Genomic DNA, 19,151 nt, shown 5'->3' with positions numbered 1-19,151 from the left:
GTCGTTATAGTGCCCAGTGGATGTTGCGTAGGAGTGGTTGGGTGGGGTCGAGCCATGGTGCGGGTTGGAAGTAGTGGGTGCCGTTGATGGTGTGGATGGTCCATTTGTCGTTGTGGATGGCGGCGTGATGGTGTGCACACAGTGTGATGAGGTTGTCGATGTCGGTGTTGCCGCCGCGTTTCCAGGCTTTGAGGTGGTGGATTTGGCACCATGCGGCGATGATGGTGCAGCCTGGGGCTTGGCATCCGCGGTCCCGGGCCAGGACGGCGCGGCGTTGGGATGGGGTGCAGGTGCGGTAGGCGCGGCGCTGGTTGAGCACACTGTGGTGGTCATTCCAGATTTGGCCTACGAGTTGACTGCCGCAGGCCAGTTGTTGGGTATGTTGTGGATGTACGGGCCCAATATTGAGAGCTTCGGAGATATACCCGGTCCACGGGGCTGGTGGGCTGGCGCCCGGCAGATGCTTGGGGTTTCGACACAGACTGGTGGGGTTATCTGGATTTTCGCGTTGTATCACGGTGGGGATGATCCCGTCGGGGCCTTTGGGTCGTCGGGCGTCTTCTGGGATGGCTCCAATGCCGAGGGTCTGATAGGCGGTTTCAATATCCTGGACGATCACTAAGGTGGCATCGGCCCCGTGGGAGCGTTTTATTTGTAGTTGGTCGGGGGCCATACTGAAGATGGCTTTCATCGCTCCGATGAGTATCGTGCTGAGGAGCTGTCCGGGGGTCAACGTTTCAATATCATCAAGGGTTTGTTGACTAACCGGCTTGCCTTGGGCATCTTCGGCCACGACTGCATCGGGGTCGTGATCAATTCTGAGATCATCCAGCGTGGCTGTAGTGAGTGGATGGTCGGCTTCGAAATCATCAAACAGTCCGGCATCTTCGACAGGATCCTCGGGATTCCTGGTTGCGTGGGTGTCTTCGTTGGGCTTAGAGTTGCAATTATTGCTGCCGCTCTGGGGGTCTGTGGGCTGTGCAGTGGATTTTGCTTCCGGCTTATCGGACTGCTCTTCAGCAGGGCTATGCAGCCATTCGGTCAGTTGTTCATCCGGGGTGATTGGGGCACCATTTTTGTTGAGTTGATTGACGACGAAATGCTTGTACTGGGCAAAGACATCTGGGGTGGCATGCAACCAGATTTTGCCTGACCCGTCAGCGTAGGCTTGATCGCGGATGACATTATCGGCTTGTTTGCGCAGTGTGTGGGCAATGGGTGGCCCATCGGCATCCAGCGCATGAGCGATCTTATCGGCCCACCGTCGGCGGGCAGCGTTGAATGCATCCGGGTTGGAGACTTGTGCTGCCTCGACTAATGTTGGCTCAAATTCGCGCAGTACATCATCCTTGTCGTCCAGGGATGCACTGGTAGAGCGCACGTGCTTGGTGAGATCTTTGTCTAACCAGACGATCCGGTCCAGATTCTCAGCCGGAATTTGACCATCACGAAACGCTTTGGCTAGTTGGATCAATTTCGGCTGATGCACACCCATGGTGGGATCTTGGCCGGGATTCCAGGTGACATAGGGCAGCCGAGCGTGAATCTTTTTGGTCATTTGTCCAGAGAACCGAAAGACGTCTTTGAAATACGCGGTGCTATCCCGAAACGCTTGAACGCCTTCAGGCGTACCGAAATATTCAGGTTGAGCCTGGAACATGGGCTGTAAGTGCCGAGCAAAACCGGTGATAACGGCATCGTGCGAATGTTGGGTTCGCCGCAACATCTCAGCAATATAAGGAATGGCATCGTAAGGGTTCTCTGGCGGTGATGGCAACGGCCGTGGACTAATGATGGGATTGCCATCCGCGTCGGTAGGATCATCTTCACCGGATCGCGCTGATAGATAAGATTGCGTGGGAGTATCTCCCTGTGAGACTTCGGCTTCACTATTGTCATGGGCACCTTGGGGCACATGACCTGCCCAGTCTGTTCCAGAAGCTCTACGATATTGGGCGAATTCGTGGGCCGTGGCTGGATCCGCTATTCGTTGCGACAACTTCTGGGTAGTTACCGCCGTCAAGTACGCCAACTGGCCAACACTGAGATTGTCGATGGCCTCAAGATCGAGTTCCGCAGGCATCGGCACGGCAATTCCAAGGTCTGGAAAAGCGGTGGTGCCCATGACGCATCCTCTCGAAGGCTATTTAACACACATATCTGTGTTCCAAGAATTTTCTGGGAAGTCGAGGTGAGAAGTAAAGAAATGGATTGAATGATTTATAGCACCTATTCTACAGGATGATCACTGAGAGGACAATACTTTTATTGGCATTTAACATACTTGTATAGATAATAAAAGGTGTATATCACTGTTTTGGTGTCTCGTCATCACGTGTCATGGTATCTGTGGATATCATGTCGAAAAACCGGGAGTTTCCACAGTTCACGAGACACAGTTGCTTTCCGCGGGGTGAGGCTGTAGTAACGACTTCCTTGGTGCTTTCGGTCCAGGCAGCAGCGATGTTGCGTTAAACAGTAAAAAGCACTACCTCAGCGATCTTGGACTGAGGTAGTGCCTTATATATGCGAATCAAAAAACGAGACTAGAGACTGTTGGCGTATCCTCCGGCGTGACCGGCGATCGTGCGCAATGCTTCAAGACCCGAGCCAACAGCTACTTCGGTTTCTGAGTTGAACTGATATACGAATCGCACATGTTCCAGGTTGACCGGGTCTAATCCCCAGTCGAGATACTGCTGGATTAATTCTTCGGCATAGCGCTCGACATCTGGCCGTCGTTGCAGATGCAAGGCAACCGGGTTATCTGTGCTCAGAAGCTTGTCTATGAGTTCCCAGGTTTGTTCCGTTTGATCATCTCGGCCCACTGGCCAATGCACTGCAACGGAGCCGATCTGCGCGGCATCAGGGAGTACCGCGGCGGGAGTTTCAAAAAATACTTCCGCATCTAGCTCTGCGACCTGTTGCCAGTAAGACCGAATTTCGCTGATGTCTACAGCACGTTCAAGATCTGCCCCAGATGCCGAACGGATGGTGCCGTTGACGACGTCGTCAGCGCGATGTTCCTGCACGAATAAGCTGACTCGTGCACCAAGCACACTGTGAATCCGAGCGATGAGTTCGCTCGTACCTTCGGCCCAGGCCGCAGCCACTTCGGTTCGCGCTGCGGCATCGCGCAGGATTCGCTGCCCGGATGGCAACATTGCATCAATCAGTAGGCTGATGGGTCCAAGCAGGCGTACGGAAACGGCGGGGACGTCGTCGTCGGCAGCGACATCGGCCATGGCCTGAATGATGGAGTTGCGGTGTGCTACAGCACGCCATTGAATAGCGGCGTTGCGACGCTCACCGCGCTGCAGTTGCCACCCGTAGGGGCGCAGTTCGAAGGGCAAGCCGAGGTTGGCAATAACTTTGCCAAGACCGGTGGCGTGCGGACCGACGTCGGGCAATTCAACCAGCGCGGGGATATGGGGTGCACCAAGCTCGTTGAGTTGCAGGGTGTAGACCGCATGGGGGTTGGTGCCGGCAAATGTGCCATCAACCAGCCCGATAGGGTGGGTCACCGTTGCTCCTGCGAGATGGCTTTGTGATGACGGATGACTTCTTCGATAATGAAGTTCAAGAATTTCTCGGCGAATGCTGGGTCGAGATCAGCGTCGCGACTGAGTTCATGCAGCCGGGTGATTTGCGCTTTTTCCCGTTCCGGATCGGATGGGGGCAGGTTGTGGCGGGCTTTGAGTTGACCAACTTTTTGGGTGCATTTGAAGCGTTCGGCCAGTAGATACACCAGGGTGGCATCAATGTTGTCGATGCTGGAACGGATGGCTAGGAGTTCATCCAGGATAGCCGGATCGGTGGTGCCCGTCAGTGACGACGCCGTGGAATCGTAAGTCATGGTTCCTAGTCTAAACGTGTGCCAAGCGCTGCGCGTTGATTGACTTGTGGATTGTTACCTGACCTAACACGCGGGTGCCTTGGTATAAGACCGCAGTTTGACCTGGGGCAACGCCTTGTATGGTCTCGTCGAGTTCAATTTCCCATACGACGTCTGATACCCCGTCAACATCTCCGGTGGTCACGCGAGCGCGGCCGGGTACCGGTTCGGCGTGGGCGCGGACCTGAACGTGGCAGTTGAACCATTGACCGGTGGCTTCTTCGGCGATCGGGGCCCCGGCCCAGGAGGGGCGGATACCGGTGATGCGATCCACGGCCAGCATTTCGCGTGGGCCTACCACGACGGTGTTTTCCTTGGGCCGGATTTCTAATACGAAGCGGGGTTTACCGTCCTCGGCTGGTTTGCCGATGGCCAGGCCGCGACGCTGTCCGATAGTGAAGGCCTGAGCGCCCGGGTGGGTGCCGACCTGATCGCCTTGGGTATCAACGATCGCGCCTTGGGTCATGTCGATCTTTTCTTCCAGCCAACCGCGGGTGTCGCCGTCGGGGATGAAGCAAATGTCATGCGAGTCAGGTTTTTGGGCGACTGACAGGCCACGTTCGGCGGCTTCTGCACGTACCATTTCTTTTGACGGGGTGTCGCCCAGCGGGAACATCGAGTGCTTGAGCTGCTCGGCGGTGAGTACCCCGAGTACATAGGACTGATCTTTGGCGTCGTCGGCGGCGCGGTGTAGTTCGAGTTCACCGTTGTCATTTTCAATAACCTTGGCGTAGTGGCCGGTGACGACGGCGTCGAAGCCCAGTGCCAGGGCGCGTTCCAGAAGTGCCGCAAATTTGATGCGTTCGTTACAACGCATGCAGGGGTTCGGGGTGCGCCCGGCGGCGTATTCATCAATGAAGTCTTCAACCACTTCTTCCTGGAAGCGCTCGGAAAAGTCCCAGGTGTAATACGGGATGCCCAGTTTTTCGCAGGCTCGCCAAGCGTCCGAGGCGTCTTCAATGGTGCAGCAGCCGCGTGAACCGGTGCGCAGGGTGCCGGGCATGCGAGACAGTGCCAGGTGAACACCCACGACGTCGTGGCCGGCGTCAACGGCGCGCGCGGCGGCTACAGCCGAGTCGACACCGCCCGACATTGCTGCCAAAACCTTCAACTTTTTCATAAAAACTTCTCTTTCGTTAGCGGTGGGAGTTTGCCGTGCGAATCGAGGATGGTTGGGCTGTCATCCCGGCTTTCGCAGCCGCCTGGTACACCCCGGGCAGCGTTGCTATTACCGCGTCGATATCTGTTTGCGTCGTCGTGTGGCCTAAGGAGAACCGCTGGGTGGATCGGGCCGCGGCCTCATCCTGACCGGTGGCCAAAATTACCTGTGAGGGTCGTGAGACTCCTGCATTGCAGGCCGAACCCGTGGAGGATTCAATACCTGCCATGTCTAACCCAAATAATAACGAGTCACCCTCGGCTTGAGCAAAGGAAAAATGCACGTTCGTTGGCAGCCGATATTTTCCATCGGCAGGCCCCTGAAGTTTAGCTTCGGGAATCTGGGCTGTCACGGCGGCGATCAATTGGTCGCGTAGTCCGGCCAGGCGCGCAGATTCTTCGGCCAAATTCGTGGTGGCCTCTTCGGCTGCTGCGGCGAAGGCCACGATGAGCGCATCTGCCGTGGTACCCGAGCGGATATCGCGTTCCTGTCCCCCACCGTGCAACACCGGCAGCGGTTTAGCATCCCGGCGTACCAACAGCGCACCGATGCCCACGGGCGCACCAATTTTGTGCCCCGAGATCGCCATGGTGGTAATACCTGGAATAAAGGTTGCCTCAATGGCACCGAATGCCTGAACGGCGTCAACATGGAAATCCACCTGCTCGGCCGCACACAGCTCAGCAACCTGGGCAATAGGCTGAATGGTCCCGATTTCATTATTGGCCCACATCAAGGTGGCCACAGCGATCCGGCCACGGTGAGTTTCCAGGGCGGCACGCCAGGCGTCGAGGTCAACAAAGCCTTCCGCATCGACGTCAACCACCACCAGCTGGGCCCCCTCGTGGGTTTCCAACCATTGCAGCGAATCAGTTACGGCCGGGTGTTCAATACCGGTAGCAATCACGACGTTCTTGGTCTCATCGACCGCCCGATTGGCCCGGTAGAGGCCTTTGATGGCTAAGTTATCGGCTTCGGTGCCACCCGAAGTGAAGATAATCTCGCTGGGGTGTGCGTCCAGCGTGACCGCCAGGCGATCCCGAGCGTCAGCGACCTGGAGTTTGACCGAGCGCCCGGCGGAATGCAGGGCAGCGGCGTTCCCAATGCGTTGTGCCTGCGCGACAAAGGCGTCGAGCGCGGCGGGGCGCACCGGGGTGGTTGCGGCGTGGTCAAGATATATCCGGGACATGTCCTCTAGTTTAGAACAGCACGGGTAGAATATGGCCCGTGCCAGACAATCGCAGTAACCAATTCGACCCGTATCATGTGTTGGGGGTCAACCGTTCGGCGTCCAAGCGACAGATCCGGCGGGCGTACTTGGCGTTGGTCAAACAACATCACCCGGATCGCGGTGGTGACGCAGCGCGCTTCGACGAAATCTCCAAGGCCTGGAAACAACTCTCCCAACTTGATTCCGCACAGCAAGCCGGGCCGAAACGCAAACCCCGCCGCCCCGCGACGTCGACACCAAGGACGACGCCCGAGCCGGTGCGCTTTATCCCGCCGTTGGCTGATGGGCCCATTCGCACCGCGACCAATCCGCCCATAAATGTGGATTCGCTCTTGGCCCAACAGGTTGTCCACGGTAAAATTCCGGGCGGTTTTTTCGCTCGAAAACAGCGTTCGCTGCACGCACGACTCTCCGAGGTCTTGTTGTCGCGGGTTTACGGTGCACTGCCCGCCGTCCGGATTTTCCACGGGGTCAAACTGGACCGCAAACTCGTCTTAGACACCGTGGTGCTGGGCGGTTCCAAACTTGCGGTGTTCGGCGTCCAGCACGCCCCACCGGATGTGTATCAATTCAATGGGACACATCTGCTTGGACGTAAACGCATTGAGCTGCCAGATCTGACCGATGCTGTGCTGGGCCTGCAAACATTACTGCCCGATTTTGAAGTCGGTGGGTTCGACGTCATATTTTCCACCAATCCACACGCCCCGACGATCCAGGCACCCGATGCGCTCAATACGCTTGGTCTAACCGAGCCTCCGGCGTCAATCATGGATGCTGTTCGCAATATCAAACTATTTATCGGTACCGGCAATCACAATGTGGTCGACCGGGCCGCCATGGGACAACTCATCGCCAAACTATGACACATAATCCACACGACACCGCACCCAAATCCGCCGACCCTACCAATCCGGGCTTCCGGCTGTTATTCCATACCCCGGAGATCCCGGGCAATACGGGCAATGCAATTCGGCTTGCCGCAATCACCGGGGCCGAATTACACCTGGTGGAACCGCTGGGCTTTAATTTCAACGACGCCCACCTGCGTCGGGCCGGTCTGGACTACCACGATCTGGCTGTTGTCACCGTGCATAAAAATCTTGCCGAAGCCTTCGACGCCCTGGCTCCCGAACGCGTATTCGCTTTCACCGGCACCGGCAAAGCACGCTACGACGAGGTGACCTATCAGCCCCAGGATGTGCTGCTATTCGGCCGGGAATCCGTTGGTCTGCCCGAGGATGTGCTCAACGATCCGATGATCACCGAAACCGTCTATTTGCCGATGCAAACCGGACGGCGCTCACTGAATCTGGCCAATTCAGCCTCAATTGCGCTGTATGAGGCGTGGCGTCAGTATGATTTCGCGGGCAGTTCGTCACGCTAGGGCGCGCCGAGCCAGCACGAACACAGTGCAGTTACTAAGCTAAGACGTGATGGAAACACATACTCCTGGCCCAGCGCAATTACTGTTCCAATCCGGCGACAACGACTCGGCTGCTTTTGCGGCACTCTACGATCTGACCTCGCCGCAGGTCTTTGGCATGCTCACCGCACTATTCCCAGCCGAGGACGACGCACTGCAAGCCACGACCGACGCCTATGTCACGCTATGGCGCCAGGCTCCGCATTTCACCTTCGATTTCAACGTCGACCACGCTGATGAATTAGCTCGCGACCGCACCGTGGTGGCCTGGATCAATTCCATCGCTCAACAGACTGGCCGCTACCACCGTCCGGATGCAACCTCCGTGGGAGATGTGGACCGCATGCGCGCGATCGCCGCTCGGTTGAGCGAGCTTGAACCACTCACCGATGCTCAAGCATTAGCGCTAACGACCGTCTGGTTGGGCGGGCGCACGGTCGAAGAAGCAGCCGTGGAGCTCGACGTCGCCCTGCCCACGTTAAAGTCTCGCCTGCGCGACGCTGCGGTGCGGTTAACCCGTCATTACCTGTCGGAGATCACCGGCAGCACGTCGGTGGATTCCGATCCACTGCTGGCGACTCGAGTGACCGGTACCTTGTCGTCGTCGGGCGGACAAACGGCTGCGTTCTCCGACGACGTCGAAACTGATTTACACGTTGGTCTCGGTACCGAACTGGCCACCTTGAATGCGTTACAGGCGCTACATGACGACGACGCCGTGGCCGTCGAGGCCTGGATTAATCGTCAGGATCGTGAAACCGCAGCCCAGCTGCGCGCCCGGACCGCACTATTACAACGGATGCTCACCTGGGCGTATCGCCGGGTTGCAGCCCACCCACCGGCTAACCTGTTGGATTCAGTCCTGGAGCAATTGCCCGAACAAAATGTTGGCATCGAGTTTATCGAGACCGTGGATGACTATGAGGTTGCGGAAGATCCCGACCAGCAACGCCGCAGCAGGGCGATGTTCATTGTCGTTGGCGCAGTATTGCTCATTGCGGTTATCGTCGCCGTCATCTTTTTGAATACCGGCGACCAGCGCATCCGCAGTGCCGTGGATGATGCCGACGATCAGACCAGTGTGTCAGCAACCATGGATGGCGCCTCGGTTACCGGACATTTTTCAGCTGAAGAAGACGTCGCCTACCTGTCGTTTAGTGACGTAGCGGACTTAGAAGAAGACCAGCGCTACCAGGTGTGGCTATTTGAAGAACCCGGCGGCTCGGTGGTCTCCGTGGGCACCTACACCGCCCAGCAACTGGAAAACGGTGACGTCCAATTCCGCGGCGTGAACAACTACGAACTGTTGTGGATCACCGTCGAACCAGAGACCGGTTCCGAAACCCCATCCAGTACCGCCCTGGTCGAAATGCCACTGCAGTAGACGAAGCCCGGAGGCGCCAGCAGGATCCGGTGCGTCTTGACAGCACCGGGTTAGAACCCAGCAAATGTCGTCTGGTCATTGACTGCGACCAGGTGAAAGACTTCGGCGCCGCGCCCTGGCACAGGGTGGCTCTCTTGCAGCGCGGTGCGCACCCGATGATCCATAAATTCTGGGTCCGGATGCTGGGAGGCATGCACGTGCAGTGCATCAAGCTTGCGCTCAACATATTCGGTGACATCCACGGCCAGATTTGCCAACTGCTTCGGTGCACCCATCATCCACAGTTGTCGGATACGAAACGCCGGCAGGTGGGCTAATTCTGGGTAAGCAAAGGGGTTTTCCACGGCCGGGTAGATCGCACGAACCGTTGCCTCCCCCACTGCCAGATGGTCAGGATGCGAGGCCTGGAGCCGATCCCAGTGGCGCTGGGGGTGTTGGGTTATGACGACGTCGGGCTGCACTTCGCGCATGACTTGCACCAGTTGCGCCATCAATTCGTGGTTGGGTTCAACGTAACCATCTAGGTGTTTGAGATAGCGCACCTCAGAGACTCCGACGACGGCGGCCGCGGCGCGTTGCTCCTGCTCACGACGAGCGATCATCGCTTCGCGCGAATGGTCCAGTTCGAACCCGCCGGCATCGCCTGAGGTCACTAAACAATAGGTGACTTCTACGTCTGCATCAGTCAAGGCCGCAATGGTGCCGGCGGCACCGAAATCGATGTCATCCGGGTGCGCGGCGATGGCCAGGGCACGGGTGATGTTGGACTTTTTGACAAGGTCAGCGGCAGAGACAGGTTGGTTGAGCACGCCTTATAGTGTAGCCCTAGTTCGTGGAGCCCAAGGTGACCGTTTCAGTCAGCTCTTGACCGTCGCGGACCACAGTTAATTCCACCTCTGTGCCACCCGGGTATTGGCGCACAGTAGCCGACAGTGAGCCAGGATCCGTGACGGGTTCGCCGTTGACCGCGGTAATCACGTCGTCAGGCTGCAGTTGGGTTCCGGCGGCTGGACCGTCTTCGACCACCTCGACTATTTGGGCGCCCGAGGAGATGTTGCCTTGCGTTGTGGGAACGATCGAGACACCCAATACCCCGTGGGAGACTTCGCCGTTTTCAATCAGCTCCTGAGCGACCCGCTGTGCGTATTCCACTGGAATAGCAAAGCCAAGTCCCACGTTGCCCTCGGTACGAGTGGCGATCGCCACGTTGATCCCAATGAGACGGCCTTCTTGGTCAACGAGGGCGCCACCTGAGTTTCCGGGGTTGATGGCGGCGTCAGACTGAATGACGTTGAGATGAATTTGTCCTTGGGCTGCGGGTGCCTCGGTATTGTCTGGGAGCCGGAATTCAAAGGGGTTCTCTTCTTGTGGAGTTTCCTGTTCTTCGGGTACCGCAGATGAGGCGACCGAGATGGTGCGGTCAAGATTCGAGATGATGCCCTCGGTTACTGTGCCGGACAGGCCCAGAGGGGCGCCGATGGCTACGGCCTGGTCGCCGACGTTGAGGCTTTCAGTACTACCCATTTCGATGGGCTCAAGGCCTTCGGCATCAATTTTAATAACGGCCAGGTCTGACATCGGATCAAGGCCTACCACCTGAGCCTCATACACTTCACCATCGTGGGTTTGGACCATCACATTAGCCGCGGCCGTTTGGCCACCCAGAGTGACCACATGGGTGTTGGTCAGGATGTGGCCCTGATCGTCGAGGATGACGCCGGAACCGGAACCTTCGGCCTGTTCTCCACCTACCGAGAGGGTCACGACTGACGGCGATGCTACGGCTGCGGCTTCCGTGGTTGGGGTGATGTTATCTGTGCGGTTGAGCTGGTTAGAGTCCTGAATCTCGTTGGATGCGGTCGGTGCGCCGTCGTCGAGATAATGCACTGCTAGTCCCCCTGCGCCGCCACCAAGCAAACCGGCCAGCACGATGGAGGTGATGAAAACTGGCCACCCAATGCGGCTCTTTGAGCGCGGTTCAGCATTGTGGGGTTTGGGATGAGGTTGTGGGTAGGACGCGTGCTGAGACGGAGGTGGTGGTGGCGGAGCATTTTCACCGGCATCGGCGGCTGAGCCGTTGTATCGATTCGACGGGTTGCTGTGCTCCGGTTGTGAAGGCGTAGTCTCGTACATGATCGTCCTTTCCTGTCAGCTCTATTTTGGTACAGGATTCTGGGTGTTGCCACCATGTTTTCCTGACAGTTGCTGAAGATATCCCGTATCCGGGCAATATGTCCGCTGTGCTTTGAGCGTGGGGCAAAACGTTGTAGACGTCACGTTAGCGGGAGACTTCGACTGAGTCCTGATGTTTGTCGATCTGCAATAGTTCTGGCTCCGCAGCTGGGACATCCGAAATAGTAGGCTGCGGTGTTTTGGATCGGTTTTGACCAAAGCAAGATGCCCGTGCCGGGCGTATGGAAACGCAAAGACCCCCGAGTTTCCTCGAGGGTCTTTTTCTCTTGAGTTGCGGGGGCAGGATTTGAACCTGCGGCCTTCGGGTTATGAGCCCGACGAGCTACCGAACTGCTCCACCCCGCGGCGTCTTTCTCTACTGTACACGCCGCGAAAATGGAATGCAAATCGCAGGACTAGCTCATCGGACTCTATATCCCCTAGTCAGCTGGGACTGGTTCTTCAGTGTTGTCAGCATCACCTTCTGATTCGGCTGGGGCCTCATCGCCTTCAGCAGCCAGTGCGCGCTCTAGCGCCTCCTGAAGATCCGCCTGGGCTTCTCCATAGGCTGCCCAGTCGCCGTCGGCCATTGCGGAATCAGAACGTTCCATGGCGTCACGGGCGTCATTGAGCGCATCGGCCAGTTGCTCTGCAGGCGGAGATGCCACCGGTGGTTCGGCCTGACCTTCTTCCCCTTCTGGTGCACCTTCGGTTTGCTGTTCCTCTGGTGTTTCGGCACCAGATTCACCCTCGAAGACCTGATCAAGAGATTCGGCCAAGGTGTCAGCGAAACCGACCTTGTCGCCGAATGCCACCAGGACCTTCCTGAGGACTGGATAAGAGGTTTCACCAGTCGAGCGGACATAGACCGGCTGGACATACAGGATGCCTTCAGCGACTGGCAAGGTGATCATATTGCCATTGATCACATCAGATGCTCCCTGCCGCAACAGGTTCAACTCACGTGAGACCGTGTCGTCGGAGTTGAAGTTGTTCTGGGCCTGTCCAGGACCAGGGGTAGTGGTCTGGCGAGGCAATTCCAGCATCTGCATGTGACCGTAGGTTTCGGCTTTGACACCGTCCTCGCCGGTTCCGGCGTCACCATTAGCACCCAGGAAGCCGTAGAGCACGTTTCGCTGGGCCACACCTTCGCGTTCCTGTGGAATATACGGGGTGGTCAACTGGAAGGCTGGCTGCTCTTGACCCGGCATTTGCATGGTCATGTAGTAAGCCGGGATCTTCACGCCAGCTTCAGAGCCCGAGGTCGGGTCATCCGGGATCGACCAGGCGTCGTTTGCCTCGTAGAAGTCACCTGCATCATCCACATGGTAAGTGGCCAGAATTTCGCGCTGGACCTTGAACATGTCTTCTGGGTAGCGGACGTGATCCATCAACTCAGCCGACATCTCGGAGTACGGTTTGACCGTATTGTCGTAGACGCTCATCCAAGCCTGCAACAACGGATCTTCTGGTTCCCACGCGTAGAGTTCGACTTCACCGTTATATGCATCAACGGTGGCCTTGACCGAGTTTCGAATGTAGTTGACCTGGCCACTCAAAATGAGGTTGGGATCAACGTTGAGCGCATCCTGGGTTGCCGATTCCAGTTGGGACTGGTCAGAGTATGGGAAAGCATCCGAAGTAGTGTACCCGTCAACGATCCATTTCACCCGACCATCAACGATCGCCGGGTAGGTATTGGTATCGACCGAAAGGTAGGGAGCGACCTTTTCAACACGCTGGACCGGATCACGATCGAACAGAATCTGTGACTGCGAGTTGACGTCCTGCGATAGGAACAGTTCGGTGGAACCGAATTTGATCGCGTAGGCCAGTCGATTGAATATGCCACCGATGGATGGGCCACCTTCTTCGGAGAAAGTATATGCGGTGTCCTGCTCGGAGCCAGTTTCCTGCGGGCGGTCACGCTCACGGTCTGGTTGGCCTTCTTCTTTACCGACCACCGAGTACTCTGGCGCATTACGACCGAAGTAAATGCGTGGTTCGTAATCCTCTTCGGAGGCTAATACCCCTGAGGTCGGTATCCCTGATAATAGGAAGGATGGACGGCCACCGCCGGCAACTTCCGATGCATCGGCAACAACGAGACCATAGCCGTGGGTGTAAATCACGTGCTGATTGACCCAGGAATCATCCCCGGGTGGGTTAATTTCACGGGCTGCCAAAATTGTGTCACGAACCTCACCGTCAATTTCATAACGGTCCAGGTGCAAGGTCTCGGGGAACGAGTAGTAGGGACGGAACTGCTGCAGCTGTCCGAAGGTCTGGGACAGCAGATTGGGGTCCATCAAGCGCACGTTGGCGGTGGTTGCCCCGTCGCCACTGAGTGCACCGCGTTCGGTTTCGGTTTCACCCGCATAGGGAGTGTATTCGACATCGGCGACATCGTAGCCCTCGCGAGTGTATTGGATGTTGCGCTCAATATATGGGGCTTCCATGGTCTGCTCGGTTGGCGCAACCCGGTATTCCTGAATCAAAAACGGATAGATTGATCCGGCGATCAGCGCTGCAACAATAAAACCGGCTACACCGATGATCGACAAGCGCCAGCGGCCGTTGACCATGGTGGCGATGAACAGCCCGATGACCAGAATGGCGGCGATGGCCAAGATGGTCGACGTCGGAATGACGGCGTTGACATCCGTGTATAGCGCACCGGCCCAATTACCGGATTGATCCTGCAGGGTTTCGTAGCGGTTGAGCCAGTAGCGCCCGCCCTGCAGCAGCATGTACAGGGAGGCGAAGATCAAAATGTGGAAGCGTGCGGCACGTTCCACCGTGACACCCGTACCATCTTCAATGCGAATCCCACCGTAGAGGTAGTGCACAATGATGCCGGCAATACCAGCAACCAGTACGACGGAAGTCAAAAACGAAATGATCGTACTCAGCAGCGGCAGGGTGGCCATGTAGAAGGTTAGATCCATACCAAATTCTGGATCTTCCATGCCGTAAGGCACCTGGTTGAAGAACAGCAGTACCTGTTCCCAACCGTTCATTGCCGCGGTTCCGGCGAAGAAACCAATCAGAATCGGAGCGCCAATAAATACCAGACGGCGGATTGGTTCCAGCTGTTTCTGGTACTGTTCGACGTTTTGACGCAGCTGACCGGCCAGGTTTTTGGGCCGGTGCTTATACGCCAGGTGCAATGCCAGCCAGGTGATCGCGGCCATGACCACACCGGCGAGGACAAATAATATGGCCTTGGTGAAGTGTTCGGTCCAGAAGACGTTCTGGTACCCCAGTTGGTTAAACCACAACACTTCGGTGTACACCATGGCGAACAGCACGAACAGTACTACCAGGACACCCAGAATAATCAGTGTCAGTAGTAGTGCACCTGGACGGCGCGACCCCGCGCCCGTCGGTCGTGACTTGTCGTCGTCTCCTGAGCCCCCGTTGCCTGACGAAAAACCAAATCCGCGGTTCGACCCGCCGGAATCGTCAGAGCCACCGGAGGGATCATCCGGGCGGCCAAAAATGCCACCGAATCCTTGTCCGAAACTCACGGTAGTTCCCTATCTGCGGGCTATGCCCGACTCGTTTAATTACAAAGTAGTGAAATTCTATCGAAATGCCAGCTCACGAACAGGTGGCGTGATTTATTTCACCTGCTGGCGCATCCAGAATTTCTAGTGCTGTATCCAGTGTATCGACACTGTAAACGGTCATACCGTCTGGGACATGCGTAATTTCTGAACAGTTCATTTCAGGCGCCAGAAAAATGGTGGCTCCTGCCGAGGCGGCGGCCATGACTTTCTGTTGTACTCCCCCAATTGGTCCAACAGTGCCGTCGGGGTCTATCGTGCCGGTCCCTGCGATATGGCGGCCATCCGTCACCGAATCTTCGGTCATCCGATCGATGAGGGCCAGTGTGAAGATCAGACCGGCGGAGGGTCCCCCAACGTCTTGTAAATGGATCTCAACGTCGATCGGGAAGACAAATTCTGAGTCTAGATACACCCCGATCTGATAGGTCCCGTCCTCGGCTTGGGTCACCGGAATGGTGAAGGTCTGATCGTCACCGTTGCGACGCACCCGCAGATCCACCGGTTGGCCGTTTGCCTCTTGAATAGTGTTGACCAGCTGTCCGTGACCGGTGATCTGTGTGCCGTTGAGACTCAGGATTTCATCATTGGGTTCCAAAAACTGTGCTGCGGGAGAGTCTTCGGCGAAGTCTAAAGCGAATAAGCGTTGCTGATAGTCAATCCCCAGATGCTCCAGAGCAGCAGCCACCGCCCAGGACTGCGAATCTGCCATCGCTTCAGCATTTTGGCTACGGACTTCATCACCGGTAGTGTCCGGCGGATATAATAATTCCGCCGGCGTAATGGCTGGATACGGTTGGGCTGCATGATAGAGGACTTCAAGCAATGTCGAGGTGGACGTTGGTGGCCCAGAGACTGAAATCGTGGTGAGCTCCAACTGTCCTTCGGTAGGATACGTTTGGGCGCCGTCGATCTCGATCATGTCGAGAGTCTCGCCCTCAATATCGACCTGCTCTAGGGTGTCAAACGTGGGACCCGGCGATTGGATCGTATACGGGGTAGGGATAAATAATGTGGCCAGCAGCAAAATAGCCAACACGACCCCCACGCCTCTTGCCCGGGCCCGCAATGTTGTTTTGACGTCCATATATCGCTTTCGTTCGCGGATCGATTGAGTTTTCTTAGCTTATAACTAGGGTAAATTGAGACCAGCATTTTCTGGTTTCCCATTTCGTAAAAGGACCACAGTGGACTGGCTCGTCAAACTCAGCATGAAAAATCGTGCGTTCATCGCCCTGGTTACCATTGTCATCATGGTACTGGGGCTTATCTCCCTTAACATGCTACGGCGTGAGCTGATCCCACCGGTCGAACTCCCCACAGTTGCTGTGACCGCAACCAATCCCGGGGCGTCCTCTGAACAGATGGCTCAACAGGTGGCCGAGCCCATTGAACGCCAGCTGACCGCCGTCGATAATGTCACCTCTACGTCGTCTAATTCCAGCTCGAACTTCTCGATGATCATGTTAGAGATGGAATACGGATCCGATATTTTCCGTGCCGCATCCCAGACCGACACCATTTTGAACACCTTGGAAGACCAACTGCCCGACGGGACCACCACCCGCACCTTGACCGGTGGTTCGGCCAGTATTCCAGCCATGGTGGTATCCATGTCCTCGGAGCTATCCCCCGGTGAGCTCAATCAGCGTTTCGACCAGTCTGCTCGGTCCGATCTAGAAAACATACCTGGCATCGCTCAAATTCAACTCTTTGGTGTTGAAGAAGAAATCATTCGGATTAATCCCGACGACGACGCGCTGACCGAACACGGCCTGGACCGGGCCGCAATTGTAGACGGTTTAGAAGATGCCGGAGTGGTCCTGCCCGGCGGCAATATCACCGACAGTGGCGAAACCCTAGATATTTCCATTGGCAAGGCCTTCGACGACGTCGATGACCTTGCCGCAACCTTATTGGCGGTTGACGACGACCAACCAGTTCAGTTGTCTGAGGTTGCCGATATCGACCGAACCCAAGCAGAAGCCGAAACAATTTCACGGACCAACGGCAACGACTCGATCACGCTGCTGGTGATCCCCTCGCACGGCGCTAATTTCATTGAACTATCTGAAGCCGCCCACGCCGTCATGGATCAAGCCGCCGTGCAAATGGGTTCCGGAACCGAATTTACGATCGTATTCGACCAAGCCGAGTTCATTGAAGATGCTATTGCTGGACTGGCCAACGAAGGTATGTGGGGCCTGATTCTGGCCGTGCTAGTGATCTTCGTCTTCTTGTTGTCTATCCGCCCTACGATTATCACAGGCATTAGCATTCCGTTGTCGGTATTATTCGCCTTCGTGGGCATGTTATCCACCGGCACCACGATGAACATGATGTCCTTGGCCGGACTGATGATCACGATCGGTCGTATGGTCGACGACTCGATCGTGGTCATTGAAAACATCATGCGCCATCTCCGCCAAGCACCACCTGGTGAAACGAAAGGCAAGACGATCACTCGAGCAACCGCTGAAGTCTCGGCGGCGGTGATCTCCTCGACGGTGGTCACCGTAATGGTATTCGTGCCGATCTTGTTAGTCGAAGGACTCGCCGGAGAACTCTTTAGGCCGTTCGCCCTCACCGTTGTGCTGGCAATGATCGGCTCCACCCTGATCGCCCTGACGATTGTGCCGGTACTTGCCTACTGGTTTATGCGCAACCAACGCATTCGTGGCGCTGACGCGAACCAAATGCCCGGCACCGATATCCGCGTGACCACCAACTGGCTGTCCCGGATCTACCGCCCCATTATTACTTGGACTATCAAATCTCGCGGTACCCGTTGGATCACCGCGTTGGGAGCGCTGGTGGTTTTTGCCGGATCATTGGCACTGGTGCCTGCGCTGAAGGTCAACCTTCTGGGCGACACCGGGATGAATATGCACGCCGTAACCTATACGGCACCGCAGGGCTCCTCCCTGCAACGCACCTCAGAACTGGCTCAGGGACTCGAAGAAGAACTGGCCCAGATCGAACAGGTCGAAACTGTCCAGACCGATATTGGTGGACAATCCATGATGAGCGGAGCCGGCCCCAATCAGGCATCGCTTACCCTGATCACTGACCCCGCTGCCGATCAATCCGAAGCTGAAACACATATCCAAACAACATTGGAAACCTATTTCCAAGACAACCCGGATATTGGCGAGTTCCAGCTAGAAGCCGGCGGCGCCTTGATGGGCTCCGACACGGTTGACGTTCGACTCGATGCCCTTGACGACGACGATCTCGCCGAGGCTAGCGAAACACTCAAGACCGCTTTTGAAAAGCTCGACGACGTTGCGCGCGTGGAGTCCGACTATGCGGCAGCTCAACCCTCCTTGGAGATCGTCCCCCTGGAAGATGAGATTGCCCAATACGGTATGACCGTGCCCGAAGCGATGGGGCTGATTGCTTCACACACCACCGATTTCCCCGTTTCCCAGGTGACCATCGATGATGCTGAACTCAACGTGCACATGGATTCGGCAGCAACCGTGGAAACTGTTGAAGACATCGAAAACTTGGATCTTTTTGGCATCCCGCTGACCGATATCGCTGAGGTCAATCGCGTCAATATCGCCCCGTCGGTCTCAACCATCGATGCCGTACGCACGGTCACCATCTCGGTCACTCCTGCTTCCACCGATAACGTCGGTGCAACGACCGCCGCTTTGACCCAAGCCATTGACAGCGCACAGCTACCCGAAGGTGTACAAACCGAATTGGCAGGTGTGGCCGAGGAGATCGACACAACATTCCAGCAGTTGGCTCTGGCCATGGCCGCAGCCATCCTCTTGATCTACGTTGTGTTGGTATGGCAGCTGAAATCCCTGGTACAACCGTTGATTCTCTTGGTTGCGATCCCCTTTGGTGCCACCGGCATGATCCTGGCCTTATTGGTCACCGACACTCCGCTAGGAGCCACAACCCTGGTGGGCATGCTGATGCTCATTGGTATTGTGGTCACCAACTCGATTGTTTTGATGGACTTGATTAACCAATATCGAAGACGAGATGCGAACCTTGATCAAGCGATCATCGCTGGCGCACAGAACCGTGTCCGCCCGATTATTATGACGGCGGCTGCGACCATCGGTGCGATGATTCCACCAGCCCTCGGCTTAGCCGGACAATCCAGTTTCGTGTCCGCCCCGATGTCCATCGCTGTGATCGGTGGACTGATCGCATCAACTCTGATTACCCTGGTCATCGTTCCGGTCTTGTATCGTATGACGGAAGGTACTGCCGAAACGTTAGCCAAACGCCAAGCAAAACGTGAACAAGATGCGCTAGAGATTCACTCAGCGCAAAGCTAACAAAGGCTATT

13 protein-coding genes and 1 tRNA gene are annotated in these 19,151 nt (G+C 56.5%); 4 read left to right on the top strand and 10 right to left on the bottom strand.

The window, feature by feature from the left end:
• Positions 1-4: 4 nt before the first annotated feature.
• From K8V32_RS06365 to K8V32_RS06345, 5 genes are all read right to left on the bottom strand, one after another.
• Positions 5-2,125 carry an HNH endonuclease signature motif containing protein gene (locus tag K8V32_RS06365; protein ID WP_303904589.1) on the bottom strand — a complete coding sequence of 707 codons (2,121 nt, stop codon included), beginning with the start codon at positions 2,123-2,125 and terminating at the stop codon, positions 5-7.
• A gap of 421 nt (positions 2,126-2,546) precedes the next feature.
• Entirely contained in the window at positions 2,547-3,524 is a 978-nt protein-coding gene (locus K8V32_RS06360; protein WP_303904586.1) for a hypothetical protein, read from the bottom strand.
• Positions 3,521-3,856, bottom strand: a complete 336-nt coding sequence (locus K8V32_RS06355) for a chorismate mutase (protein ID WP_303904583.1) — start codon at positions 3,854-3,856, stop codon at positions 3,521-3,523. Before K8V32_RS06355 ends, K8V32_RS06360 begins: the two co-directional genes overlap by 4 nt.
• A gap of 10 nt (positions 3,857-3,866) precedes the next feature.
• On the bottom strand, positions 3,867-5,006 hold the full coding sequence (gene mnmA, locus K8V32_RS06350; protein WP_303904939.1) for a tRNA 2-thiouridine(34) synthase MnmA: 1,140 nt from the start codon (positions 5,004-5,006) through the stop codon (positions 3,867-3,869).
• A 25-nt stretch (positions 5,007-5,031) separates the two neighbouring features.
• A complete protein-coding gene (locus tag K8V32_RS06345; RefSeq protein WP_303904579.1) occupies positions 5,032-6,243 on the bottom strand; it encodes a cysteine desulfurase family protein in 1,212 nt (403 codons plus the stop codon).
• Between the two features lie 38 nt (positions 6,244-6,281).
• Here K8V32_RS06345 and K8V32_RS06340 point away from each other — a divergent pair, with 38 nt between their 5' ends.
• Genes K8V32_RS06340 through K8V32_RS06330 form a run of 3 tightly spaced genes read left to right on the top strand, consistent with a single transcriptional unit; the run spans position 6,282 to position 9,095 of the window.
• A complete protein-coding gene (locus tag K8V32_RS06340) occupies positions 6,282-7,151 on the top strand; it encodes a J domain-containing protein (RefSeq protein ID WP_303904576.1) in 870 nt (289 codons plus the stop codon).
• A complete protein-coding gene (locus K8V32_RS06335; protein WP_303904574.1) occupies positions 7,148-7,672 on the top strand; it encodes a tRNA (cytidine(34)-2'-O)-methyltransferase in 525 nt (174 codons plus the stop codon). The genes K8V32_RS06340 and K8V32_RS06335 overlap by 4 nt, the downstream gene beginning before the upstream one ends.
• A 49-nt stretch (positions 7,673-7,721) precedes the next feature.
• Positions 7,722-9,095 carry an anti-sigma factor domain-containing protein gene (locus tag K8V32_RS06330; protein ID WP_303904571.1) on the top strand — a complete coding sequence of 458 codons (1,374 nt, stop codon included), beginning with the start codon at positions 7,722-7,724 and terminating at the stop codon, positions 9,093-9,095.
• Between the two features lie 50 nt (positions 9,096-9,145).
• Here the strand turns inward: K8V32_RS06330 and K8V32_RS06325 are convergent, their stop codons facing one another.
• From K8V32_RS06325 to K8V32_RS06305, 5 genes are all read right to left on the bottom strand, one after another.
• Positions 9,146-9,904, bottom strand: coding sequence for a PIG-L deacetylase family protein (locus tag K8V32_RS06325; protein WP_303904568.1), 759 nt, complete (start codon positions 9,902-9,904; stop codon positions 9,146-9,148).
• A gap of 16 nt (positions 9,905-9,920) precedes the next feature.
• On the bottom strand, positions 9,921-11,228 hold the full coding sequence (locus tag K8V32_RS06320) for a S1C family serine protease (protein WP_303904564.1): 1,308 nt from the start codon (positions 11,226-11,228) through the stop codon (positions 9,921-9,923).
• 331 nt (positions 11,229-11,559) lie between these two features.
• Positions 11,560-11,633: transfer RNA gene (locus K8V32_RS06315), tRNA-Met, on the bottom strand.
• A gap of 74 nt (positions 11,634-11,707) precedes the next feature.
• On the bottom strand, positions 11,708-14,797 hold the full coding sequence (locus tag K8V32_RS06310; RefSeq protein WP_303904561.1) for a UPF0182 family membrane protein: 3,090 nt from the start codon (positions 14,795-14,797) through the stop codon (positions 11,708-11,710).
• Between the two features lie 73 nt (positions 14,798-14,870).
• The gene (locus K8V32_RS06305) at positions 14,871-15,923 is read right to left on the bottom strand and encodes a YlbL family protein (RefSeq protein ID WP_303904558.1); all 1,053 of its coding nucleotides are present in this window, start codon (positions 15,921-15,923) and stop codon (positions 14,871-14,873) included.
• Between the two features lie 124 nt (positions 15,924-16,047).
• On the opposite strand from K8V32_RS06305, the gene K8V32_RS06300 reads away from it, so the two are divergent.
• On the top strand, positions 16,048-19,140 hold the full coding sequence (locus tag K8V32_RS06300; RefSeq protein ID WP_303904555.1) for an efflux RND transporter permease subunit: 3,093 nt from the start codon (positions 16,048-16,050) through the stop codon (positions 19,138-19,140).
• Positions 19,141-19,151 lie beyond the last annotated feature (11 nt).

The organism is Enteractinococcus helveticum, assembly GCF_020742345.1.
GTDB classification, from domain to species: Bacteria; Actinomycetota; Actinomycetes; order Actinomycetales; family Micrococcaceae; genus Yaniella; species Yaniella helvetica_A.
The sequence above is the reverse complement of the archived record's forward strand: the minus strand, read 5'-3'. Positions and strand labels throughout refer to the sequence as shown.

What these genes read in the sequence shown, in the direction of transcription:
- K8V32_RS06365 (WP_303904589.1), bottom strand. Translation starts at nt 2,125, where the DNA reads ATGGGCACCACCGCTTTTCCAGACCTTGGAATTGCCGTGCCGATGCCT.
- K8V32_RS06355 (WP_303904583.1), bottom strand. Translation starts at nt 3,856, where the DNA reads ATGACTTACGATTCCACGGCGTCGTCACTGACGGGCACCACCGATCCG.
- K8V32_RS06335 (WP_303904574.1), top strand. Translation starts at nt 7,148, where the DNA reads ATGACACATAATCCACACGACACCGCACCCAAATCCGCCGACCCTACC.
- K8V32_RS06330 (WP_303904571.1), top strand. Translation starts at nt 7,722, where the DNA reads ATGGAAACACATACTCCTGGCCCAGCGCAATTACTGTTCCAATCCGGC.
- K8V32_RS06345 (WP_303904579.1), bottom strand. Translation starts at nt 6,243, where the DNA reads ATGTCCCGGATATATCTTGACCACGCCGCAACCACCCCGGTGCGCCCC.
- K8V32_RS06305 (WP_303904558.1), bottom strand. Translation starts at nt 15,923, where the DNA reads ATGGACGTCAAAACAACATTGCGGGCCCGGGCAAGAGGCGTGGGGGTC.
- K8V32_RS06300 (WP_303904555.1), top strand. Translation starts at nt 16,048, where the DNA reads ATGAAAAATCGTGCGTTCATCGCCCTGGTTACCATTGTCATCATGGTA.
- K8V32_RS06320 (WP_303904564.1), bottom strand. Translation starts at nt 11,228, where the DNA reads ATGTACGAGACTACGCCTTCACAACCGGAGCACAGCAACCCGTCGAAT.